The sequence below is a fragment of the Variovorax sp. PEI5 genome (genome assembly GCF_056679935.1).
This window is the reverse complement of the sequence record NZ_CM155257.1, coordinates 595719-619521: the sequence shown is the minus strand read 5'-3', so window position 1 is coordinate 619521 and position 23803 is coordinate 595719. Positions and strand designations below refer to the sequence as shown.

Genomic DNA, 23803 nt, shown 5'->3' with positions numbered 1-23803 from the left:
ATCTGCGTCCCGCTTCCAACCCCACGAACGACGTCCATGACCACCACCATCCAGCAGGCCGACCTGATCGAATCGGTCGCCGCCGCGCTCCAGTACATCAGCTACTACCACCCGGCCGACTACATCGCCCACCTCGCGCGCGCCTACGAGCGCGAGCAGAGCCCGGCGGCCAAGGACGCCATCGCGCAGATCCTGACCAACAGCAAGATGAGCGCCACCGGCCAGCGCCCGATCTGCCAGGACACCGGCATCGTGAACGTGTTCCTCAAGGTGGGCATGGACGTGCGTTGGGGCGGCTTCACCGGCAGCCTGGACGACGCCATCAACGAGGGCGTGCGCCGCGCCTACAACCATCCGGACAACACGCTGCGCGCCTCGGTCGTGGCCGACCCGCAGTTCGCGCGCAAGAACACCGGCGACAACACGCCGGCGGTGATCTTCACGCAGATCGTGCCGGGCGACACGGTCGAGGTCACGGTCGCGGCCAAGGGCGGCGGCAGCGAGAACAAGAGCAAGCTGGCGATGCTCAACCCCGGCGACAGCATCGTCGACTGGGTGCTCAAGACGGTGCCGACGATGGGCGCGGGCTGGTGTCCGCCGGGCATGCTGGGCATCGGCATCGGCGGCACGGCCGAGAAGGCGGCGCTGATGGCCAAGGAGAGCCTGATGGACGACCTCGACATGCACGAGCTGCAGGCCAAGAAGGCCTCGGGCGCCGCCCTCACCGATGTCGAGGCGCTGCGCATCGAGCTCTACGAGAAGGTCAATGCCCTGGGCATCGGCGCCCAGGGCCTGGGCGGCCTGTCGACGGTGCTGGACGTCAAGATCCAGATGTATCCGACGCACGCGGCGAGCAAGCCGGTGGCCATGATCCCCAACTGCGCGGCGACCCGCCACGCGCACTTCACGCTCGACGGCAGCGGCGCGGTCTACCTCACGCCGCCCTCGCTCGACCTCTGGCCCGACGTCGACTGGGCACCCGACTACAACAAGAGCAGGAAGGTCGACCTCGACACCCTGACCCCGGCCGAGGTGGCGAGCTGGAAGCCCGGCGACACCCTGCTGCTCAACGGCAGGATGCTCACCGGCCGCGATGCCGCGCACAAGCGCATCGCCGGCATGCTGGCCAAGGGCGAGCCGCTGCCGGTCGACTTCACCAACCGCGTCATCTACTACGTCGGCCCGGTCGATCCGGTCCAGGGCGAGGCCGTCGGCCCCGCCGGCCCGACCACCGCCACCCGCATGGACGGCTTCACCGAGATGATGCTGGCGCAGACCGGCCTGATCGCCATGATCGGCAAGGCCGAACGCGGCCCGATCGCCATCGAGGCCATCAAGAAGCACCAGAGCGCCTACCTGATGGCCGTCGGCGGCGCCGCCTACCTGGTCAGCAAGGCGATCAGGAATGCCCGCGTGGTGGGCTTCGCCGACCTGGGCATGGAGGCGATCTACGAGTTCGACGTCGTCGACATGCCGGTGACCGTGGCGGTGGACGCCGGCGGCACCAGCGTGCACATCACCGGCCCGGCCGAGTGGCAGCGGCGCATCGCCTCGGGCGAGCTCAAGACGATCGTGCTGGAGACCGCTTGAGTCCTGGCAACCGGCGCCCGATCGGCGTGTTCGACAGCGGCATCGGCGGCCTGAGCGTGCTGGCCGCGCTGCGGGCCGAGCTGCCGGCAGAGGACTTCGTCTATTTCGCCGACACCGGCCACGCGCCCTATGGCGAGCGCGGCGCGGACTACGTGGTGGAACGCACGCGGGCCGTCGCGGCCGGGCTGATCGAGGGCGAGCGCATCAAGGCGCTGGTGGTGGCCTGCAACACCGCCACGGCGGCGGCCATCCACCTGCTGCGCGCCGAGCTGCCGGGCTTCCCGCTGGTGGGCGTCGAGCCGGCGCTCAAGCCGGCCGTGGCGGCCTCGCGCACCGGCCGCATCGCCGTGCTGGCCACGCGCGGCACCGTGACCAGCCGCAAGTTCGAGCTGCTGCGCGAGGGCTTCGCGGCGCAGGCCGAGTTCAGCATCGTCGCCTGCGATGGCCTGGCGCATGCCATCGAGGATGGCGAGCCCGGCCGCATCGCCGAGCTGTGCGCGCGCTATGTGGCGCAGGCCGGCCGCTTCGGCATCCGGCCCGGCGAGATCGACACATTGGTGCTGGGCTGCACGCACTATCCCTTCGTCGCCGCCGAGTTGCGCCGCCACACCGGCGACGACGTGCGCTTCATCGAGACCGGCGTGCCGGTGGCGCTGCAGACGCGGCGGCTGCTGGCGGCCGCCGGCACGCTGGCGCCGGCCGGCGACGCGGATGGCGCCGCCACTGGCCGTGGCGGCGTGCGGCTCATGGGAACGGGCGACCCGGCCGCGCTGCGCGCCGCCGCCATCCGCTGGCTGCCGGGGTCGCGCGGATGATCCGCGCCGGCCTGGCGGCCGTGCTGCTGGCGGGTGGCTGCGTCGCCGCCCACGCGGCCTGCGACACCGGCCTGGCCGAGCGCATGCACGGCAAGCTGCATCCCCAGCGCACGCTCGACCACGAGCGCGCCGTCTGCGAGCCCTGGCGCGGCATGCTGGGCCGCTACATCGTGCTGCTGCCCCTGGCGCGTCCGTCCACCGATCCCGACATCACCGAATACGACCTCGACGTGCTGGTCGTGCAGCAGGCCGACAACGGCAACACCGAGCGCGCCCGCATCGTCAGCCGCCTGTTCGAGCCGCGCGCGCTGGTGGTGGAGGACGACCGCACCATCGCCGCGCTGCGCATCGATGGTGCCCGCTACACCCTGGCTCCGGACACCAAGGCCTTCGGCGTGCGCACGCTGGTGCGTGGCACCTCGCGCGCCGACTCCTATGAGAGCGACCGACTGGCCCTGTACGTGCCGCAGCCACAAGGCATGCAGCTCGACAAGGTCCTGGACGGCGTGGAGGTCACCGTGGAGCGTGGCGTCCGGGACGGCGACTGCGGCGGAAACTTCCAGGCCCTGCGCGGCAATGTGTCGGTCGCGCGCGGCGCGAGCAACGGCCGCGCCGACCTGACGCTCCACCAGACCCTGTCGCGCAGCCGCTCGACGCTGCAGGGCGAGGAATGCGTGACCCACGAACAGCCCATCACCTCCCGCTCGACCACGTTGCGTTTCGACGGCAGGCGCTATCGCGTGACCGATGGCGCGATGCCCTGATCGCGAGTCTCAGGCGACGGGTTCGGAGATCTCGATCAGGTTCAGGTCGGGATCGCGCAGGTACACCGAACGGATCCGCGACACCGCGCCCGTGCGCGCCACCGGGCCCTCGATGATCGACAGGCCGCGCGCCGCCAGGCGCTTCACGACCTCGTCGAGCGGCACGCTGGCGATGAAGCACAGGTCCAGCGCGCCGGGCACCGGCAGGTGCGCCTTGGGTTCGAACTCGTGGCCCTTGACGTGCAGGTTGATCTTCTGATCGCCGAAGCGCAGTGCCTTGCGGCCCTGGCCGAAGTTCTCCAGCGTCATGCCCAGGCCGTCGACATAGAAGCGCAGGCAGGCGGCTTCGTCGGTGGTGGTGAGGACGATATGGTCCAGGTGGTCGATCATGGCGGGGGTCTCCTCGTTCAGCGTTGCTGCCCCCACTTTCGCACGGTCAGGCGCTCCAGCGTCGCGAAACCCAGGCTCTCGACCAGCAGGCCGATCAGCACCACCATCGCCAGGCCGGCGAAGACGCGATCGGTGTAGAGCTCATTGCGGTTCTGGAAGATGTACCAGCCCAGCCCGCCCTGCCCCGACGACGCGCCGAACACCAGCTCGGCCGCGATCAGCGTGCGCCAGGCGAAGGCCCAGCCGATCTTCAGGCCCGACAGGATCGCCGGCAGCGCCGCCGGCACCAGGATCTGCAGCACGAACGGCAGGCCGCGCAGGCCGTAGTTGCGCCCGGCCATGCGCAGGGTCTCGGGCACGCCCTGGAAGCCGGCGTAGGTGTTGAGCGCCAATGGCCAGAGCACCGAATGGACGAGCACGAACACCAGGCTGCCGCGGCCGAGTCCGAACCACAGCAGCGCCAGTGGCAGCAATGCGATGGCCGGCAGCGGGTTGAACATCGATGTCAGCGTGTCGAGGATGTCGCGGCCGATGCGCGTGGACACCGCCAAGGTCGTCAGGGCGAAGGCCAGCAGCACGCCCGCCAGGTAGCCCTGCAGCAGGATGCCCAGCGAGATGGCGACCTTGTCGATCAGCTCGCCCGAGGCCAGGCCCGCGACCAGCGCGCGCGCGGTGGCGAGGAAGGTCGGCAGCAGCAGGTCGTTGTCCTGCCAGCGCGCGGCCGCTTCCCACAGGGCCGCCAGCACCACCAGGATCAGTGCCTTGCGCAGCCAGGCCTGCGAGGCCACGCGCGTGGCCAGGGGCAGCGAGCGCTCGACCGGTCCGTCGGTGAAGGGCTGGAGCTGGCGTTCGTATTCGGGACGGACGGGGGGCGTGAGCGTGTTCATGCGGTCGTGGCGGCCCGGGGAGCGGCGGCCTCCTCCTCGAACAGCATGCGGTGGATGCGTTGCGCCGTGGCCTGGAACTCGACGCCGCCCTGGCTGGCGAGGTCGAAGGCGTGGCTGTTGATCTCGGCGCGCATGCGCCCGGGATGGGGCGACAGCAGGGCGATGCGGTTGCCCACCACCAGGGCCTCCTCGATCGAATGCGTGACGAACAGCAGGGTGAAGCGCACCTCGTCCCACAGCGCCAGCAGCTCCTCCTGCATCCGGCGACGCGTGAGGGCGTCGAGCGTGGCGAAGGGCTCGTCCATCAGCAGCACGCGCGGCTGCATGGCCAGCGCGCGGGCGATCGCCACGCGCTGCTTCATGCCGCCGGAGAGCTGGTGCGGATGGACGTCGGCGAACTTGTCCAGTCCGACCTTGGCGAGGTAGTGCAGCGCCCGCTCGGCCGCCTCGCGGCGTCCCAGGGTCCCGGAGGCGCGCAACGGGAACATCACGTTCTCCTTCACGGTCTTCCACGGCGGCAGCTGGTCGAACTCCTGGAACACGACGATGCGGTCCGGGCCCGGCGCGGTGACGGCGCGGCCGTCCAGGCGGATGCTGCCCTCGACCGGCGCGATGAAGCCGCCGATGGCCTTCAGCAGGGTCGACTTGCCGCAGCCCGACGGACCCAGCAGCACGAAGCGATCGGCTTCGAAGACATCGAAGCCGACCCGGTGCGTGGCGCGCACCACGCGCTCGGGCGTGCGGTACTCGAGGCTGACGCCGTCGACCTGCAGGAGTGCCTCGGGCCGGTGGGGGTCCGGCGCCCGCTCGCCGGAGGGGGTCGGGGCGAGGTCCGTCGGCGCGGACGACGACGGCACGCCCGTCGCCCCCACCTTCTCCCGCCGCGCGAAGGAGTCGAGCCCGGCCACGGCGGGGAACACGGCGGCGCGGCCCATCAGTTCCCTCCCGCGTTGTGGGCGTCGTCGAAGAAGTAGTCCTTCGCCGAAGCCGGCTTGTTCTTGATCGCGCCCACGCGATGCATGAACTCGGCCAGCGCGAAGGTGTTCTGCGGCGCGGTCTTGAACTGGACCTCGGGGCTGCGGATGATCTTGAGCAGCAGCTCGCGATCGATGCGCGCGTTGCCGGCCTTCAGGTAGATGTCGGCCGCCTTCTCGGGGTTGGCGGTGACGAAGCGCGCCGCCTCGTCGAGCGCCTCGACGAAGGCCTTGTAGGTCTTCGGATGGGTGTCGCGGTATTTCCCGGTCGCGTAGAGCACGGTCGCCGAGGCCGGCCCGCCGAGCACGTCGTAGGAGCTCAGCACCACGTGCGCCTGCGGATTGCCGGCCAGCTCCTGCTCCTGGAACGGCGGATTGCCGAAGTGGGCATTGATCTCGGTGCCGCCCTTGATGATCGCGGCGGCGGCATCGGGATGCGGCAGCGCCACGCTGGACTTGTCGAGCCGGGCGAATTCCTTGTCGCCCCAGACCTTGGCCGAGGCCATCTGCAGCACGCGCGACTGCACCGACACCCCCACCGCCGGCACCGCGATGCGGTCCTTGGCGGTGAAGTCGGCGATCGTCTTCACGGCCGGGTTGGTGCTCACCAGGTAGTAAGGAAAGTTGCCCAGCGAGGCCACGCCCCGGACGTCCTGCCGGCCCTTGGTGCGGTCCCACAAGGTCAGCAGCGGGCCGACGCCGGCGCCGGCGATGTCGATGTTGCCGGACAGCAGCGCGTCGTTGACGGCCGAGCCGCCCGAGAGCTGCAGCCACTCGACCTTGGCGTCGATGCCGGCGGCCTTGGCGTGCTTCTCCACCAGCTTCTGCTCCTGCGCCACGTCCAGCAGCAGGTAGACGATGCCGAATTGGCGGGCGATGCGGATCTGGCCCTCGGCCGCCTGGGCGGCGAGGCTGCCGGCCAGGAGACCCAGCCCGACGAGGGTGGCCGCGGCGCGGCGGGTGAACCGATGCATGGAGGGGGACTTCATGTGGGCCCTCGTCAGAACGGCGCGTCGCCCACGACGGTGGTGCGGTTGAGCCGGCGGCGCAGATGGTCCGGCGTACCGGCGGCCAGGTGCATCAGCGAGCGGTTGTCCCAGAAGACCAGGTCGTGCGGCCGCCACTGGTGGCGATAGATGAACTCCGGCCTCACGCTGTGCGCGAACAGTTCGGCCAGCAGGGCGTCGCCCTCCTCCTTCGGCAGGTCGACGATGCGGGTGGTGAAGTGCTCGCTGACGAACAGGGCCTTGCGCCCGGTCTCCGGATGCGTGCGCACCACCGGATGCACGGCCGGCGCGACCTGGTCGATCTGCGCCTGCGAGAGCTTCGGACGCCACGGATTCTTCGCCCGCAGTTCCTCGTACTTGGCGAGGTAGCTGTGCTCGGCCTTCAGTGGCAGGATGCGCCGCTGCAATTCCGGACTCAGTGCTTCCCAGGCCAGGTGCTGGTCGGCGAAGAGCGTGTCGCCACCCTCGGCGGGCAGTTCCTGCGCATGCAGCAGCGAGCCCAGGCTCGGCTTGGGCTTGTACGAGATGTCGGAGTGCCAGTAGACGCCGGCGTCGCCCAGGCCGATCGGCTGGCCGTTCTCCAGGATGTTGGAGACGATCAGGATCTCCGGATGGCGGGGCAACTGGAACTGGTGCAGCACGTGGATCTCGAGTTCGCCGAAGCGGCGGCTGAACTCGACGTGGTCGTCGGGCGAGACCCGCTGGTCGCGGAAGACCAGCACGTGGTGGTCGAGGTGCGCGCGATGGATGCGCGCGAAGTCGGACTCGCAGAGCGGTCGCGAGATGTCCAGGCCGATGATCTCGGCACCGACCGGGGCGTCGAACGGGACGATCTCGAAGGTCTGGGAAACGGGCGGGGAAATGGAAACGGCGGTCATTCGAACGTCCTCATGGGAATTTGGCCGACATGCATGCGGCGAGGGATTCCACACTCTAGGATGCGTCTCTCCCGGAACGAACGATTGATTCATTGATTGCTTATAAGAAACTGAACCTAAAAGCATCTCCGAAAGCTCTGGATGCAATAAGTAAGGACAATCATCACGTTCGCTCCTCACCGATCGATCGCATGCACCGTCTCATCTACGTCAGTCACGCACGCGAGTCGTGCTTGCAGGACATTGCCGGCATCCTCGAGTGGTCGCGCACCCACAACCCCGCCCTGGGCATCACGGGCGTCCTCTGTCTGCTCGATGGCACCTACATGCAGCACCTCGAGGGCGAGGAGGCCAGCGTGATGCACCTGTTCGACAGCATCCGTCGCGACACCCGGCATCGCCATGCGACGATCCTCGACCAGCGTGCCATCCCGCAGCGCGCCTACCCCTCCTGGTCGATGGCCGTCCTCGAATGGGACGAGCGCACCAAGGCGATCTTCCGCAGCTTCTCGCCCGGCACCCATCTCGACCTCTTCGCCGGCGACCCTTCCACCGCCGCGCCGCTGGTGCGCGCCATGACGCGCTCGGCCGACTGGAATTTCGTGCCCTGAGTCCGGGCGGCGCCCGGCGCCTCAGCCCATCGCATGCCGTGCGGCGCGGACGATGCTGGCCGCGTCGACGCCGAAGAACCCGCGCAACGCCGCGCGCGTGTCGCTGCGACCGAAGCCGTCGGTGCCCAGGGTCAGGTAGCGCCGGCCCTCGGGCAGCCAGGCACGTACGCTCTCCGGCACGGCGCGCACATAGTCGGTGGCGGCGACGATCGGCCCGGCGCCGGCGGCGAGCTGGCGCGCGATGAACGGCCGCCCGGCCGGCTCGCCGCGCAATGCGGCCTGCTCGCAGGCGACACCATCGCGCGCGAGTTCGCTCCAGCTCGTGACGCTGAAGACCTCGACGGCGACACCCTCCTGGGCGAGCTGCCGCGCCGCCTTGACGACCTCGGTCAGGATCGCGCCCGAGCCCATCAGCGTGACCCGCGCCGGGCCCTCGGCCCCATCGACCGCGCCGAAGCGCCCGAAGCGATAGCACCCGCGCAGCACGTCGCCATGCATCTCGGGGGGCAGGCTCGGCTGGGCATAGTTCTCGTTCATCAGGGTGACGTAGTAGAAGACGTCGCGCTGCTCGACCAGCATCTCGCGCATGCCGGCATCGACGATGACGGCCATCTCGCCGGCGAAGGCCGGGTCGTAGGCCTTGCAGTTGGGAATGGTCGCGGCCACCAGGTGGCTGCTGCCGTCCTGGTGCTGCAGGCCCTCGCCCCCGAGCGTGGTGCGCCCCGATGTGGCACCCATCAGGAAGCCCCGGGCGCGCTGGTCGGCGGCGGCCCAGATGGCGTCACCCACGCGCTGGAAGCCGAACATCGAGTAGTAGATGTAGAACGGCAGCATGGCCAGGCCGTGCACGCTGTAGCTGGTGGCCGCCGCCGTCCAGCTGGCGATGGCGCCGGCCTCGCTGATGCCCTCCTCCAGGATCTGGCCGTCGATGGCCTCGCGGTAGCTCAGGATCGAATCGATGTCCTCGGGCGAATAGCGCTGCCCGACGCTCGAGTAGATGCCGACCTGCTTGAACAGGTTGGCCATGCCGAAGGTGCGCGCCTCGTCGGCCACGATGGGCACCACGCGCGGGCCCAGCGCCGGGTCCTTGAGGAGAGCCCCCAGCAGCCGCACGAAGGCCATGGTGGTGCTCATGTCCTTGCCCTCGGCCTCCAGCGCGAACTTCGCGTAGGCGGGCAGACCGGGCACGGGAACGACCTCGCACGCGGTCTCGCGCCGGGGCAGCGAGCCGCCGAGCGCGGCGCGGTGGGCCTTGAGGTAGCGCATCTCCAGGCTGTCGTCGGCGGGCTTGTAGAACGACAGCGAGGTCGCCTGCTCATCGGACAGCGGCAGGTCGAAGCGGTTGCGGAAACCGATCAGGTCGGCGCTCTCGAACTTCTTGTGCGAGTGCGTGGTCATGCGGCCCTGGCCGGCACCCATGCCATAGCCCTTCTTGGTGTGGGCCAGGATCACGGTGGGTTGGCCGCGATGGGCCGCCGCCGCCGCATAGGCGGCGTGGATCTTCACCAGGTCGTGGCCACCGCGCTTCAGGCGGTCGATCTGCTCGTCGGTCAGGCCCTGCACCAGGCGCGCGAGTTCGGCGTTCTGGCCGAAGAAGGTGTCGCGGTTGAAGCGGCCGTCCTTGGCCGCGAAGGTCTGCATCTGGCCGTCGACGGTGTCGCCGAGCGCGCGCGCCAGGGCGCCGGTCGCATCGCGCGCGAACAGGCCGTCCCAGTCGCTGCCCCAGACCAGCTTGATGACGTTCCAGCCGGCGCCGGCGAAGAGCCGCTCCAGCTCGTCGATGATGCGGCCGTTGCCGCGCACCGGGCCGTCCAGGCGCTGCAGGTTGCAGTTGACCACCCACACCAGATTGTCGAGCTTCTCGCGCGCGGCCAGGGTCAAGGCGCTCATCGATTCGGGCTCGTCCATCTCGCCATCGCCGAAGACGCCCCAGACCTTGCGGGGCGCGCAGTCGAGCAGCTGGCGGTCGGTGAGGTAGCGCATGAAGCGCGCGTGGTAGATCGAGCTGATCGGGCCGAGTCCCATCGAGCCGGTGGGGAACTGCCAGAAGTCCGGCATCAGGTAGGGGTGCGGATAGCTGCACAGTCCGCGCGCGCCGCTGCCGTCGGCGCTGGCGGCGGCCGGGGCGGTGAGTTCCTGGCGGTAGTGCAGCAGGTCGTCCTCGCCGAGCCGGCCCTCGAGGAAGGCGCGGGCATAGACGCCCGGCGCGCTGTGCGGCTGGAAGAACACCAGGTCGCCGCCATGCGCGTCGCCGCGGGCATGGAAGAAGTGGTTGAAGCCGACCTCGAACAGGTCGGCCGCGCTGGCGTAGCTGGCGATGTGGCCGCCGAGCTCGCCATAGGCCTGGTTGGCGCGCACCACCATCGCCAGCGCGTTCCAGCGCATCAGCGAGCCCAGGCGCTCTTCCATCGCCAGGTCGCCGGGGAACGCCGGCTGGTCCTCGGCGGCGATGGTGTTGACATAGGGCGTCGCGAGTTCGGGCTGCCAGCCGATGCGCTGGCGCCGCGCCAGGCGGGCCAGCTCGTCGAGCATGGCGCGCGCGCGCGCCGGTCCATGCGAGTCGGCCAGCGCCAGGAAGGCATCGCGCCACTCGGCGGTCTCGACCGGGTCGATGTCGGGCATCGCCTCGCGGGACGCGTCCTCCGGAACGGCGACGGTGGCGGTGGCGGCAGAAGGAAGGGCAGCATTCATGGGGACTGTCTCTCGAGGTTGTGATGTCGTTCGATGCACACCCTGACATGCGGACTTGCGGACGTGGCGCCGGCGGGCGCCGCCCCGTGCCTCAGGCGAGCGCCGACGCGACCGGCTCGTCGCGCAGCGCCAGCGCCCGCCCGCGCCGCATGTCGATGGGAATCAGCAGCAGCAGGCCACCGACGAAGAACACGCTGGTGGCCACGATGGCGATGCGCTGGTTGCCGCCGGTCGCCCAGGTGATGGCGCCATAGCTCAGCGGTCCGACGATGCTCGCCAGGCGCGTGGCGAAGGTCCAGAGGCCGAAGAACTCCCCGGACTGCCGCGGTGGCGCGAGCCAGCCAGTCATGGCGCGGCCGGCCGACTGGCTCGATCCCATCGCCAATCCCGCGATCACCGCCGCCCACCAGAAATCGCCCTTGCCGCGCGCCATCGCCGCGATCACGCAGACCGCGATCCAGGCGACCAGCGTGATCGACAGCGCGCGCCGGTGACCCAGCGAATCCTGCAGGTAGCCGAAGGCGAAGGCGCCCGCCGCCGCCGCGAGATTGAGCACGAAGATCAGGGTCATCGTCTCGTGCGGCACGAAGCCGATCACCTGCTCGGCATAGATCGCCGCCAGCGTGATCGCCACGGCCACGCCGGCCTGGTAGCACACCGTGCAGGTCAGCAGCCACATGAAGTCGCGATGCCGGCGCGCCTGGCGGAAGGTCCGCCGCAGTCGCGCCCAGGCCGGCTCGGCATCGTCGGCCGCGCGCTGCGTCGCGGGCCGCGCGCGTTCGGGCAGCAGCGCGAAGGTGACGCAGGCGGCGGCGCCATAGAAGGCCGCCGTCAGCAGCATCGTGACCGGCACGAAATGCGCCGCCGGCAATCCGCGCCCCTGGGCCCACAGCACATAGCCCAGGCAGAGGCCCAGGGCCAGCATGCCGCCGAAGTAGCCGAAGCCCCAGCCCCAGCCGCTGACCTTGCCCATGCCCTCGGCCGTGGCCAGCTCCGGCAGGAACGCACCGGTGAGCGATTCGCCATACGAGTAGCACACGTTGGAGAGGACCAGCAGCGCCATGGCCAGCGCCACGCCCGCGGGCACCACGTCGCCGCCGGCCCCGGCGAGACGCGGCGTCAGCGCCAGCGCGGCGGTGGCGACGACGCAGCCGGCCGTCGCCATCATCAGCACCCGCTTCTTGGCGGCGCGCCGGTCGGCCCAGGCGCCGATGGCGGGCATCGTGACCATCACGATCGCATAGGAGAGGCTCAGCGCGGCGGTCCAGGCGAAGGTCGCCCAGGGCGCGCCACGCGCGATGCCGCCGACGAAATAGGCCGCATAGACCGCCGTGATGACGACCGTCGTGTAGCCGGAATTGGCGAAGTCGTACATCGCCCAGCCGAAGACATCGGCGCGACGCACGCCGGGGCGCAACGCCGATGCGGGGAACAGGCTCAAGGCCGTCTCCGGCGCGGGTGGATCAGTGGAGGTGGCGCGGCCGACGACCGCCGCCATGGCCACCGGCGCCCGGTCCGCCCGAGCCGCCGCTGCCGCGCGGGCGCTTGCCGATCTCGAGCGAATTGACCAGCGCGTCGAAGCGCTCGCCGAAGAGCTTGTCGATCTCGGCGACGACGCCGCCGAGTTCGGCGCCGTCGAAGTGGCGCTCCATCAGGTTGACCACGTCCTCGACCAGCAGGTCGCGCTGGACCTGCATGATGGCCGCCGGATTGGGGCCGACGAACAGCATCACGAAGTCGTCGCGCGACTCGTCCTCGGCATCGCCCTCGTCCTCGTCGTAGTCGGTGTCGTAGAAGGTGATCTCGATGGCCGCGCCCTGCTCGGCCAGTTCGTTGAGCGCCATGCACATCTCGTCGAGCTCCTGGCGGAAGTCCTCGTCGCCGGCCACGGTCCAGCACATCTGGAGCAGGTGCTCCTTGGCGTCGAAGCGCAGGCCGGGCTCCTCTTCGTAGGAACTGGCGGCGCCATCGGCCAGCGACCGCGCGCCGGCATAGGTCCACAAGGGTTTGAGCGCTTCCTGGATCTGGGCGAAGGTGACGTCGGAGCGCAGCGGCACGTCGCCGTGGACGTGGATTTCGAATGGAGCGTTGTAGCGTGGCATGGGAGGGCTCCAGGGATGTTTCGGGATGCCCGGGACCACGACGAAAACGGATCTGCGACGGGCAATTGAAGTCGATGATACCCGCAGCCCCGGCCTTCCCGCAGGGCGGCCGAATGGCTTGCCCACGCCATCGGCGGGCATCTTCAGGGGTTTTCCGACAGCGGGCGCGCGGACGTCGCAGCGACCGTTTCCTGCGGCCGGCGCCCATCGACGATCTCCACCCGCCACCACGGCGGCAGCAGGCGCCGCACGGCGGGTTGCGCGAAGCGGTCGTCGAGCAGGAACAGCACGCCGGTGTCGTCCTCGGTGCGGATCACGCGGCCGGCGGCCTGCACCACCTTGCGCAGGCCGGGATAGAGATAGGTGTAGGCATAGCCGTCGCCGAAGCGTGCCTCGATGCGCTCGCGCATGGCTTCGTTGCGGGCATCGTGCTGCGGCAGGCCGAGGCTGGCGACGAATGCGCCGATCAGGCGCTCGCCGGGAAGATCGACGCCCTCGCCGAACGCGCCACCGAGCACCGCGAAACCGATGCCGCGGCCGCCGGCCCGGAAGCGCGCCACGAAGGCATCGCGCTCGGCCTCGCGCATGCTGGCCGACTGGGTCCAGGTCGGGATCGCCGGATGCCGGCGCGTGAAGTGCGCATGGGCGTCGGCCAGGAACTCGAAGCTGCTGAGGAACACCAGGTAGTTGCCCGGGCGCCGCCCGAACTGCTCGGCCACCAGATCGACCAGCCGCTGCATCGAGCGCGCCCGGTCGCGCAAGCGCGTCGACAGATCGGCGGCGATGCGCACCTCGAGCTGCGCCGGGTGGAACGGCGACGCCACGTCGAGCTCGCCGGCATCGTCGGGCAGCCCGAGCATGTCGCGGTAGAACGCGAACGGCGCGATGGTGCCGGAGAAGCACACGGTGGTCATGGAGCCGGCGAAGCGTGCCTTGAGGAACGGCGCCGGCACGAGATTGCGCACCGCGATGGCATGGGCGTCCGCGCCCTGGTCCGGGCCGAGGAGGCTCTCGAAGATCGAATGGCCCGCCAGCGCGCCAGCGCACAGGCGGGTGAAATGCAGGGCATCGAAGAAGAAGCGCTGCAGCGGCCCCTGCGCGATCGCCACCGGCGCGGCCCCGTCGGCCGCCTCGGAGGCCCCCGGCAGCGGCAATGTCGCTGCGGGCGCCGAGGATGCCGCCGCCGGCGACGAGAAGTGATCCGCCAGCACCGCGACGGCCTCCTTGAGGGCGTCGTGCAGGCCTTCGGGCACCTCGTCCCGCGCCACGTACCCGGCCGCCTGCGACTTCTGCAGGGCCCGCCACTCGCGCCGGACCCGCTCCACCACCGGGCGCACGCCCGCCGGTGCCAGCAGGCGCGCCGCCTCGATGTCGCCGGCGCGCAATTCGGCCGAATACATGCTCCGCGCGCGGTCGAGCAGGTTGTGCGCCTCGTCGACCAGCACCGCGACCCTCCAGTCCTCCTGCCGGGTCAGCGCGAAGAGGAACGCGCTGGTGTCGAAGTAGTAGTTGTAGTCGGCCACCACCACGTCGGCCCAGCGCACCATCTCCTGCGCCAGGAAATACGGGCACACCGCATGCGAGCGGGCGATCTCGCGCGTCGCTGCCACCGTGAGGCGGGCGCTCGCGACGGCCTGGTCGCGCGCGGCGGGCAGGCGGTCGTAGAAACCGCGCGCCAGGGGGCAGGCCTCGCCGTTGCAGGCCCGGCCCGGGTATTCGCAGACCTTCTCGCGCGCCGCCAGTTCGACCACGCGCAATGGCACCGCCGCGACCGGACGCGTCAGCAGATCGAGCGCCTCGAGGGCGACGCCACGGCCCGACGTCTTGGCGGTGAGGAAGAACAGCTTGTCGGTCCGCTGCGCGGTCCAGCCCCGCAGCAGCGGGAAGATGGTGGCGACGGTCTTGCCGATGCCCGTGGGCGCCTGCGCGATCAGGCAGCGGCGCGAGGATGCCGCCCGATACACGCTCTCGGCGAGTTCGCGCTGGCCGGCGCGGAAGCCCGCATGCGGGAACGCGAGGCCGTCCAGCGCGCGGGCCAGATCGCTCCGGTGCCGGCCTTCCTGCAGGGCCCACCGCATGAAGCGCCGGCACAGGGCCTCGAAGTCGGCGCGCAACGCATCGCGCTGGCAGCGCGTCTCGACCACCGTCTCCTCGTTGGTGGCGATGTCGAGGTAGACCAGCGCCACGTCGATCTCCGCCAGATCGTGCTTCTCGCACAGCAGCCAACCATAGGTGCGCGCCTGCGCCAGGTGCAATGCGCGGTGGTTCTGCCGGATGGCATCGAAATCGCCCCGGAAGGTCTTGATCTCCTCGACGCGCGCGCAGCCGGTGTCGGTGTCCCCGGCGGCCTCGAAGCCATCCGCACGGCCCCGGACCCACAGGCCCTCGAATCCCGCGGCGAGCGCGACCTCGCTCTGGTAGGTCGGACCACGCCGGCCCTGCACCCATCGATGGCCGGCGATGCCCTCCTGGGCGGTCGGCGCGGGCGCGAAGCGGAAATCCAGGTCGCCCGCCTTGGCGCCGAACTCGCACAGCGCGCGGACCGACACCCGCAGCGCGGGGGGCGGCCCGAACGGCCCGGTGGGCGGGACGGCATCGTCGGAAGGAGTGTCGACCATGAGGGTGGTCAGGAGGGAGAGGTCGGACCGATGCCAGTGGCTGCTGCGGCACTGGATGGAAACCCATATCTTAGCTTCGCCTTGCCTGGCGGGTGCCAGGCGGGGCATGTCGGGGTGACCGGCCCACGCCAGCCCGTCATCGATGTGAGCACGCGTTCGTCGCGATTCCGAGGGCACGGCGGTCCACCAGGAGGAATGCCGCGCCGGTCCAGCAGGATCTGCTGAGCCGGAACGGCATTCGTCGTGTTGGTGCCCGAGGCCGGAATCGAACCGGCACGACCGCGAAGTCGAGGGATTTTCCTGCCACTTCGACTTTCGCCGCCAGCGCGCGAGTCGCTGTTCGTGGTCTGGAGCACGCCTTCACCCTGGCCTCGCGGCTGTAGGTGCCCGCCGTCTGCTCTCTACACCTTCCGGGGATGCCATCGAAATGGCGCGCCCCGGCTTGGCTCGGCGTTGGCTCGGTGGCCTCGCGGCGCGATGGACATCGCGCACGGGCCACCAGGGCGTTCACCGAATTTGACGGGTTTCATCTCCGATGTTTCCACCGGAGGGCTCAAATTGCTTCAAGTCCCTTGTGTCTACCGATTTCACCACTCGGGCAGACCGGCGGCCGCCTGCGGGCCGCCGGATGCTGAGCCCATGAGAATACCACCCGGCCCCGCCCACTCCGGCAGACCGTGGCCCGGGAATCGGCGGTGTCATCGGATCGACCGGCATTGGAGCCTTCCGTGGCCGCCCTCCGACGCGGCTGACATAAGATTCACGGCAGAAGGCCGCCACGTCCACGAGCTCCCGCCATGGGTGGCGTCCTCGGATGAGGTTGCAGGATCTTGGTTACCGACAACGCTTTCGCCGAACTGGGACTGGCATCGGACGCGACCGAGCGCGAGGTCAAGGCCGCCTGGCGCCGCCTCGCCTCGCAGTGGCATCCCGACCGCAACGGCAGTGCCGATGCGAGTGCCCGGATGCAGCGCATCAATCAGGCGTTCGAACAGATCCGGCGCACCGGCTTCGCCGCCCGACCCGCCGCCGCCGGGCCGGCGCGACCGGCTCCCGAGGCCACCGCCTCCGCTCCCGCATCCGAGGCACCGGAGGCACCGGAGGCGCCCGAAGCACCCGACATGGCGTCGACGGCCCAGGCCGGACCGGCCGACCCCGATCCGGCGAACGACGCGGCCGCCACCCGCCGGCTGCTGCGCCGCAAGATCCGGCTGACGCTCGAGGAAGCCGCGGCGGGCTGCATCAAGGTGCTGCGCGGCAAGGTGACGGACACCTGTACCGCCTGTGCCGGCGCGGGCTCCGTCATGCGCAGTGGCCGTTGCGTTCCCTGCGGGGGATCGGGCGTGCTGCAGAAGCGATCGTTCTTCGGCTGGTCGGCCGGTGCCGCCACGGCCTGCGAAGCCTGCGATGGCAGCGGCAGCGGACGGGTCGTCTGCGATCGCTGCGATGGCGCCGGCAAGCTGCCACCGCGCAACTACCGCATCAGCGTGCGGATCCCGCATGGCGTGCGCGATGGCGATCTGCTGCATGTGGACGGGCGACGCATGCGTGCCGCCGGCCCGAATGCCGATGTCGAGATCCGCGTCGAGGTGGAGCCCCACCCGCTCTTCAGGCTCGAGGACGATGGCACGATCCATTGCGAGATGCCGGTCGATGGCTTCGCCTGGATCGGCAACCGGCCCCTGAGGGTGCCGACGGTGTCCGGCTTCCAGAGCATTGCCCTGCGTCGCGATCAACTGTCCTATCGCCTCCCCGGACAGGGCTTCCCGATGCAGCGTCAGGGCTCGCGTGGCGATCAGGTCGTCACGCTGACGCCGGTGTTCCCGCCGCAGCTGAGCATCGACCAGCAGATCCTGCTCGACCAGCTCACCGCCACCGGTCTGGGCGCCGATGGCGAGGCCGTCGACCCGCGCCTGCGGGACTGGAACCGCGCCGTGCGCGCCTGGGAGAAGGATCGACCGGCCGCCTGATCCGCCAGGAGACGATGGCGGCGACGGACAAAAAAATGCCCCGACGGTGCGGGGCATCATGAACATCGATCTACGTCGAATGGAGTGGAGGCGCGACCCGGAGTCGAACCGGGCTAGACGGATTTGCAATCCGTTGCATAACCGCTTTGCTATCGCGCCACGTCTGATCTGAATCAATCGAAAAAAAGGGAAGCCTGGGCTTCCCTTTTTCGGATCTGGAGCGGGATAAGAGACTCGAACTCTCGACCTCAACCTTGGCAAGGTTGCGCTCTACCAACTGAGCTAATCCCGCGTATCGAGCCTCGAATTATATACTAGTTTTTCGAGGTCCCGCAAGCGAGCCGATCACTTCCTCAATGCTTGATCGAACCTTCGGGCGGCTGGGCCGCGCGCTGGCGCGACAGCTCGGCCACGGCCGCGGCCGATGCCGCCACTTCCTCGTCGGACAAGGGCGTCGGCGCCTTCTCCAGTGCGATCTCCAGCACCTTGTCGATCCACTTCACCGGGATGATCTCCAGACCGTTCTTCACGTTCTCCGGGATGTCCTGCAGATCCTTGGCGTTCTCCTCCGGGATCAGCACCGTGCGGATGCCACCGCGCAGGGCGGCCAGCAGCTTCTCCTTCAGGCCGCCGATCGCGGTGACCTCGCCGCGCAAGGTGATCTCGCCCGTCATGGCGACATCGCCACGCACCGGGATGCCCGTCAGGGCCGAGACGAAGGCCGTCGTCATGGCGGCGCCGGCACTCGGGCCATCCTTGGGCGTGGCGCCATCGGGCACGTGGATGTGGATGTCGCGCTTCTCGAAGATGTCGTCGCGGATGCCCAGCCGATGCGCGCGGCTGCGCACCACCGTGCGGGCCGCCTCGACCGATTCCTTCATGACGTCGCCGAGCGAGCCGGTGCGGCTGATCACTCCCTTGCCGGGCATGACGACGGCCTCGATCGTCAGCAGGTCGCCACCGACCTCGGTCCAGGCGAGGCCCACCACCTGACCGACCTGGTTCTGCTTCTCCGCCAGACCGAAGGTGTACTTGCGCACACCCAGGAACTCGTTGAGATTGGCACCGTCGACGATGACCTTGGGCGTCATCTTCTTGAGCAGCAGTCCCTTCACGACCTTGCGGCAGATCTTCGAGAGCTCGCGCTCGAGCGAGCGCACACCGGCCTCCCGCGTGTAGTAGCGCACGATGTCGCGCACGGCTTCCTCGGTGATGAGGAGCTCCTCCTCCTTCACACCGTTGTTCTGCATCTGCTTGGGCAGCAGGTACTTCAGCGCGATGTGCGTCTTCTCGTCCTCGGTGTAGCCGGCCAGCCGGATGACTTCCATCCGGTCCAGCAACGCGGGCGGGATGTTCATCGAATTCGACGTCGCCACGAACATGACGTCGCTGAGGTCGAAGTCGACCTCGACGTAGTGGTCGCCGAAGGTGTGGTTCTGCTCCGGGTCGAGCACTTCGAGCAGCGCGCTCGACGGATCGCCACGGAAGTCGGTGCCCAGCTTGTCGATCTCGTCGAGCAGGAACAACGGATTGCGCGTGCCGACCTTGTTTAGGCTCTGCAGCACCTTGCCTGGCAGCGCGCCGATGTACGTGCGGCGGTGGCCCCGGATCTCCGCCTCGTCGCGCATGCCGCCGAGCGCCATGCGGGTGTACTTGCGACCGGTCGCCTTGGCGATCGACTGGCCGAGCGAGGTCTTGCCGACGCCGGGCGGGCCCACCAGGCACAGGATCGGTGCCTTGACCTTGTCCACGCGCTGTTGCACCGCGAGGTATTCCAGGATGCGGTCCTTGACCTTGTCGAGACCGTAGTGGTCCTCGTTGAGCACCGCCTCGGCATTGGCGAGGTCGTGCTTGATCTTGGTCTTCTTGCTCCAGGGCAGGCCGATCAGGACGTCGATGTAGTTGCGCACCACCGTGGCCTCGGCCGACATCGGGGACATCAGCTTGAGCTTCTTCAGCTCGCCCTCGGCCTTCTTGAGCGCGTCCTTGGGCATCTTGGCGAGCTTGATCTTCTTCTCGATCTCCTCGATGTCCGCGCCATCCTCGCCCTCGCCCAGTTCCTTCTGGATCGCCTTGACCTGCTCGTTCAGATAGAAGTCGCGCTGGTTCTTCTCCATCTGGCGCTTGACGCGGCCACGGATCTTCTTGTCGACGTTCAGGATGTCGACCTCGCGTTCGAGCTGGCCGAACAGGTTCTCCAGTCGCGCCTTGACATCGTCCAGATCGAGCACGGACTGCTTGCTGTCGAGCTTGAGCGGCAGGTGGGCGGCGATCGTGTCGGCCAGCCGACCGGGATCGTCGATGCTGGAGATCGACGTCAGGATCTCGGGCGGGATCTTCTTGTTGAGCTTGACGTACTGATCGAACTGCTGCATCACGGCACGACGCAACGCCTCGATCTCGGTGCCCTTCTGGGCCAACGCGTCGGCCACCGCGACCGGCGTGACGGTGGCGGTGAAATGGGTCTCCGCATCCTGGATGCCATCGACGCGCGCGCGCTGCTGGCCTTCGACCAGCACCTTCACGGTGCCGTCGGGCAGCTTGAGCATCTGCAGGATCGTCGAGACGCAGCCGACGGCGAACATGTCCTCGACGGCGGGCTCGTCCTTGGCGGCGGCTTTCTGCGCCACCAGCATGATGCGTCGCTCGGCTTCCATGGCCAGTTCGAGCGCCTTGATGCTCTTGGGCCGGCCGACGAACAGCGGAATCACCATGTGGGGAAACACGACGACATCGCGCAGCGGCAAGAGCGGCAGGTCGATGGCGTCGGGTGGCAAGGGAGTGTGACCGGACATGCGAATCCTCGAAGTGATCATGCAAAGATGGAACGCGCCGTCCGCATTTCAAGCCCGGACGGCGCGTTCATCGTAGGGACACGCGGATCTCGCGTGCCGAAGCAGGTGGAAGACCCCCGCGTGCTCAAGCCTTCTTGGCCGCTTCGCGATAGACGAGCAACGGCGGCTTGTTCTCGTCGATGGTCGATTCCTCGACCACGACCTTGTCGACATTGGTGACGTTCGGCAATTCGAACATGGTGTCGACCAGCGACTGTTCCAGGATCGAGCGCAGGCCGCGCGCGCCGGTCTTGCGCGCCAACGCCTTGCGCGCGATGGCCTTCAGCGCGCCCGGACGGATCTCCAGGTCGACGCCCTCCATCTGCAGCAGCTTGACGAACTGCTTGACGACCGCGTTCTTGGGCTCCGTCAGGATCTTGACCAGCGTGTCCTCGGTCAGTTCGGCCAGCGATGCCACCACCGGCATGCGTCCCACCAGTTCGGGGATGAGGCCGAACTTGATCAGGTCCTCGGGTTCGACCTCGCGGAACACGTCCGTCAGGCTGCGCTGCGCCTTGCTGCGCACCGAGGCCCCGAAACCGATGCCCGAGGCTTCCGTACGGTTCTCGATCACCTTCTCCAGGCCGGCGAACGCGCCGCCACAGATGAAGAGGATGTTGGTGGTGTCGATCTGCAGGAAGTCCTGGTTCGGATGCTTGCGTCCGCCCTGCGGCGGCACGCTGGCCATGGTGCCTTCGATCAGCTTGAGCAAGGCCTGCTGCACGCCCTCGCCCGACACGTCGCGCGTGATGGACGGGTTGTCCGACTTGCGCGAGATCTTGTCGATCTCGTCGATGTAGACGATGCCGCGCTGCGCCCGCTCGACCTCGTAGTTGCAGCTCTGCAGCAGCTTCTGGATGATGTTCTCGACGTCCTCGCCCACATAGCCGGCCTCGGTCAGCGTGGTGGCATCGGCCATCACGAAGGGCACGTCGAGCATGCGCGCGAGTGTCTGGGCCAGCAGCGTCTTGCCGGAGCCGGTCGGACCGATCAGCAGGATGTTGCTCTTGTTGAGCTCGACGTCGTCGCCCTTGGCCTTCTCCTTGTGGCGCAACCGCTTGTAGTGGTTGTAGACCGCGACGGACAGCATGCGCTTGGCCGCTTCCTGGCCGATCACGTAGTTGTCGAGGTTGTTCTTGATCTCCAGCGGCGTCGGCAGGTCGCTGCGCGCATCGCGCGGCTCATCGCCCGGCGGAAGCTCGTCACGGATGATCTCGTTGCACAGGTCGATGCATTCGTCGCAGATGAACACGGACGGCCCGGCGATGAGCTTCTTGACCTCGTGCTGGCTCTTGCCACAGAAGGAGCAATAAAGCGTTTTTTCGCTGGAAGAGCCTTTTTTATCGGCCATGGGCAGGTGCCTCGTAATGGGGTTCAACAATCATAGCCAAGAGCGGAAAGCCTCTTCCTCAACGAAAACGGCGTTCTCCGAATGGAAAACGCCGTCCTTGCAGAGGCGCCGAGGAACCTCGGCCATGGCGTGCCTCGATCAGCCGCGCTTGGCGATCACGGCGTCGATCAGGCCGTATTCCTTCGATTCGTCGGCCGTGAGGAAATAGTCGCGCTCGGTATCGCGGGCGATCTTCTCCAGCGGCTGGCCGGTGCGCTCGGCCAGGATGCGGTTCATCTGGTCCTTGGTACGCAGGATGTCGCGCGCATGGATCTCGATGTCGGTCGCCTGACCGCGTGCGCCGCCGAGCACCTGGTGGATCATGACCTTTGAATTGGGCAGCGAGAACCGCTTGCCCTTCTCGCCCGCCGCCAGCAGGAAGGCGCCCATGCTGGCCGCGAAGCCGATGCACAGCGTCGAGACGGCCGGCTTGATGAACTGCATCGTGTCGTAGATGGCCATGCCGGCGCTCACGCTGCCGCCCGGCGAGTTGATGTAGAACGAGATGTCCTTGTCGGGGTTCTCGCTCTCGAGGAACAGCAGCTGCGCCACCACGAGGTTGGCGGTCTGGTCGTTGACCTCGCCCACCAGGAAAATCACGCGTTCCTTGAGCAACCGCGAATAGATGTCGTAGGAACGCTCGCCGCGGCCCGACTGCTCGATCACCATCGGCACCATGCCGAGGCCTTGAATTTCCTGTGCGCTCATATTGCTCTCCAGAGTGTTTCTTACCAACCCGCCAATTTGGGGCTCGCGCGCAGAGCACAAGCCCCTGGCCGTACACACTCGGACACGGCCCGGGACGCTCAGCCCTGCTGCTGGGGCTGCGCCATCAGTTCGTCGAAGGAGACGGCCTTCTCGCTGACCTTGGCCTTGCCAAGGACGAAGTCGGTCACGTTGTTCTCGATGACGACGGCCTCGACCTCGGCCAGGCGATCCTTGTCGCTGAAGTACCAGCGCACCACGTCGGCGGGGCGCTCGTAGCTGGCGGCGAGTTCCTCGACGTGCGCCTTGACCTGTTCGGGCTTGGCGTGCAGTTCGTTGGCACGCACCAGTTCGGCCACGACGAGGCCGAGCCGGACGCGGCGCTCGGCCTGCGGACGGAACACTTCCTCGGGGATCGGCGCCTTGTCGGCGTCCTTGATGCCGCGCTGCTTGAGCTCGGCGCGGGCGCCCTCGACCATGCGCTCGACCTCGGACTGCACGCTGGCATTGGGCACGTCGAGCTCGGCGTTGCCGATCAGCGCGTCCATGACGGCATTCTTGTTGCGCGCCAGGAGCCGGAACTTCACTTCACGCTCGAGGTTGCGCTTGATGTCGGCGCGCAGGCCGTCGATGGTGCCGTCCTCGATGCCGAGCGACTTGGCCAGTTCCTCGTCGATGGCGGGCAGCTGCGAGGCCTCGATCTTCTTCACGGTGACCATGAAGTCGGCCTGCTTGCCGGCCACGTCCTTGCCGTGGTAGTCGGCCGGGAACGACAGCGGGAAGGTGCGGCTGTCGCCCGCCTTCAGGCCACGCACGGCATCCTCGAACTCCTTGAGCATCTGGCCTTCGCCGACGATGAACTGGAAGTCCTCGGCCTTGCCGCCCTGGAAGGGCTCGCCATCGATCTTGCCTTCGAAGTCGACCGTCACGCGGTCGTCGTCCTGGGCGGCAGCGTCCTGGGCGCGCGGCTCGAACGTGCGGCGCTGCTTGCGCAGGATGTCGAGCGTCTTGTCGATGGCCTCGTCGCTGACCTCGGCCGTGATGCGGTCGATCTCGGCGGCGGAGAGGTCGTTGATCTTGACTTCGGGAAACACCTCGAAGATCGCTTCGAAGGCCAGCGCGCCCTCGGGCGACTCTTCCTTCTCGGTGATGCGGGGCTGGCCGGCCACGCGCAGCTTGGCTTCGTTGGCGGCCTGCGAGAAGGCCTCGCCGACCTTGTCGTTCATGACCTCGAACTGGACCGAATAGCCATAGCGCTGGGCCACCACCGTCATCGGCACCTTGCCGGGACGGAAGCCGTCCATCTTGACGGTGCGCGCGATCTTCTTGAGGCGCGCGTTGACCTCCGACTGGATGGTCTCGACCGGGAGGGTCAGGGTGATCTTGCGCTCGAGCTTGTCGAGGGTTTCAACGTTCACGGTCATCTGATGTGTCTTCCTTGAGAGGATTTTTTGCTGGTGCGCGGGGCCGGACTCGAACCGGCACGTTCTTGCGAACGTCAGGACCTAAACCTGGTGCGTCTACCAATTTCGCCACCCGCGCGGTCAGGGAACTCAATGCAAGAACGGGCGGCCTCT

18 protein-coding genes and 3 tRNA genes are annotated in these 23803 nt (G+C 68.5%); 5 read left to right on the top strand and 16 right to left on the bottom strand.

Annotated features, from left to right (window positions below; translation table 11 throughout):
• Positions 1-36 precede the first annotated feature (36 nt).
• The 3 genes from AC1MLT_RS02860 to AC1MLT_RS02850 are packed head-to-tail and all read left to right on the top strand — an operon-like array spanning position 37 to position 3169.
• On the top strand, positions 37-1590 hold the full coding sequence (locus tag AC1MLT_RS02860; RefSeq protein WP_481033771.1) for a fumarate hydratase: 1554 nt from the start codon (positions 37-39) through the stop codon (positions 1588-1590).
• Complete coding sequence (murI, locus tag AC1MLT_RS02855) at positions 1587-2405, top strand: glutamate racemase (RefSeq protein WP_481033770.1); 819 nt, start codon at positions 1587-1589, stop codon at positions 2403-2405. Before AC1MLT_RS02860 ends, murI begins: the two co-directional genes overlap by 4 nt.
• Positions 2402-3169, top strand: coding sequence for a PA3715 family protein (locus AC1MLT_RS02850; protein ID WP_481033769.1), 768 nt, complete (start codon positions 2402-2404; stop codon positions 3167-3169). Before murI ends, AC1MLT_RS02850 begins: the two co-directional genes overlap by 4 nt.
• Positions 3170-3178: 9 nt before the next feature.
• On the opposite strand, the gene AC1MLT_RS02845 is transcribed toward AC1MLT_RS02850, so the two are convergent.
• Genes AC1MLT_RS02845 through AC1MLT_RS02825 form a run of 5 tightly spaced genes read right to left on the bottom strand, consistent with a single transcriptional unit; the run spans position 3179 to position 7305 of the window.
• Entirely contained in the window at positions 3179-3559 is a 381-nt protein-coding gene (locus AC1MLT_RS02845; protein WP_481033768.1) for a VOC family protein, read from the bottom strand.
• Between the two features lie 17 nt (positions 3560-3576).
• Positions 3577-4446 carry an ABC transporter permease gene (locus AC1MLT_RS02840; RefSeq protein ID WP_481033767.1) on the bottom strand — a complete coding sequence of 290 codons (870 nt, stop codon included), beginning with the start codon at positions 4444-4446 and terminating at the stop codon, positions 3577-3579.
• Positions 4443-5381, bottom strand: coding sequence for an ABC transporter ATP-binding protein (locus tag AC1MLT_RS02835; protein WP_481033766.1), 939 nt, complete (start codon positions 5379-5381; stop codon positions 4443-4445). Before AC1MLT_RS02835 ends, AC1MLT_RS02840 begins: the two co-directional genes overlap by 4 nt.
• Positions 5381-6409, bottom strand: a complete 1029-nt coding sequence (locus AC1MLT_RS02830; RefSeq protein ID WP_481033765.1) for an ABC transporter substrate-binding protein — start codon at positions 6407-6409, stop codon at positions 5381-5383. Before AC1MLT_RS02830 ends, AC1MLT_RS02835 begins: the two co-directional genes overlap by 1 nt.
• An 11-nt stretch (positions 6410-6420) precedes the next feature.
• The gene (locus tag AC1MLT_RS02825) at positions 6421-7305 is read right to left on the bottom strand and encodes a TauD/TfdA dioxygenase family protein (RefSeq protein ID WP_481033764.1); all 885 of its coding nucleotides are present in this window, start codon (positions 7303-7305) and stop codon (positions 6421-6423) included.
• A gap of 191 nt (positions 7306-7496) precedes the next feature.
• On the opposite strand from AC1MLT_RS02825, the gene AC1MLT_RS02820 reads away from it, so the two are divergent.
• A complete protein-coding gene (locus AC1MLT_RS02820; protein WP_481033763.1) occupies positions 7497-7916 on the top strand; it encodes a BLUF domain-containing protein in 420 nt (139 codons plus the stop codon).
• Positions 7917-7937: 21 nt separating this feature from the next.
• Here AC1MLT_RS02820 and mdeB read toward each other — a convergent pair whose 3' ends face one another.
• The 4 genes from mdeB to AC1MLT_RS02800 all read right to left on the bottom strand — a co-directional run bounded on the left by mdeB (position 7938) and on the right by AC1MLT_RS02800 (position 15327).
• Positions 7938-10607, bottom strand: a complete 2670-nt coding sequence (gene mdeB / locus AC1MLT_RS02815) for an alpha-ketoglutarate dehydrogenase (RefSeq protein ID WP_481033762.1) — start codon at positions 10605-10607, stop codon at positions 7938-7940.
• A 91-nt stretch (positions 10608-10698) separates the two neighbouring features.
• The gene (locus AC1MLT_RS02810; RefSeq protein ID WP_481033761.1) at positions 10699-12048 is read right to left on the bottom strand and encodes an MFS transporter; all 1350 of its coding nucleotides are present in this window, start codon (positions 12046-12048) and stop codon (positions 10699-10701) included.
• 22 nt (positions 12049-12070) lie between these two features.
• Positions 12071-12709, bottom strand: a complete 639-nt coding sequence (locus AC1MLT_RS02805) for a DUF6806 family protein (protein WP_481033760.1) — start codon at positions 12707-12709, stop codon at positions 12071-12073.
• Positions 12710-12852: 143 nt separating this feature from the next.
• Positions 12853-15327, bottom strand: a complete 2475-nt coding sequence (locus AC1MLT_RS02800) for an ATP-dependent DNA helicase (RefSeq protein WP_481033759.1) — start codon at positions 15325-15327, stop codon at positions 12853-12855.
• Positions 15328-16157: 830 nt separating this feature from the next.
• Here AC1MLT_RS02800 and AC1MLT_RS02795 point away from each other — a divergent pair.
• Positions 16158-17297 (top strand): DnaJ C-terminal domain-containing protein, encoded by a 1140-nt coding sequence (locus AC1MLT_RS02795; protein ID WP_481033758.1) that lies wholly within the window; start codon positions 16158-16160, stop codon positions 17295-17297.
• An 85-nt stretch (positions 17298-17382) separates the two neighbouring features.
• Here the strand turns inward: AC1MLT_RS02795 and AC1MLT_RS02790 are convergent.
• The 7 genes from AC1MLT_RS02790 to AC1MLT_RS02760 form a co-directional block, all read right to left on the bottom strand.
• A tRNA-Cys gene (locus AC1MLT_RS02790) sits at positions 17383-17456 on the bottom strand.
• 57 nt (positions 17457-17513) lie between these two features.
• Positions 17514-17589 (bottom strand) — tRNA-Gly (locus AC1MLT_RS02785).
• Between the two features lie 61 nt (positions 17590-17650).
• Positions 17651-20092, bottom strand: coding sequence for an endopeptidase La (gene lon, locus AC1MLT_RS02780; protein WP_481033757.1), 2442 nt, complete (start codon positions 20090-20092; stop codon positions 17651-17653).
• A 124-nt stretch (positions 20093-20216) separates the two neighbouring features.
• Positions 20217-21482 carry an ATP-dependent Clp protease ATP-binding subunit ClpX gene (clpX, locus tag AC1MLT_RS02775; RefSeq protein WP_481033756.1) on the bottom strand — a complete coding sequence of 422 codons (1266 nt, stop codon included), beginning with the start codon at positions 21480-21482 and terminating at the stop codon, positions 20217-20219.
• 138 nt (positions 21483-21620) lie between these two features.
• A complete protein-coding gene (gene clpP / locus AC1MLT_RS02770) occupies positions 21621-22229 on the bottom strand; it encodes an ATP-dependent Clp endopeptidase proteolytic subunit ClpP (protein WP_481033755.1) in 609 nt (202 codons plus the stop codon).
• Positions 22230-22327: 98 nt separating this feature from the next.
• Positions 22328-23650, bottom strand: a complete 1323-nt coding sequence (tig, locus tag AC1MLT_RS02765) for a trigger factor (RefSeq protein WP_481033754.1) — start codon at positions 23648-23650, stop codon at positions 22328-22330.
• 31 nt (positions 23651-23681) lie between these two features.
• Positions 23682-23768: transfer RNA gene (locus AC1MLT_RS02760), tRNA-Leu, on the bottom strand.
• Positions 23769-23803: the final 35 nt, after the last annotated feature.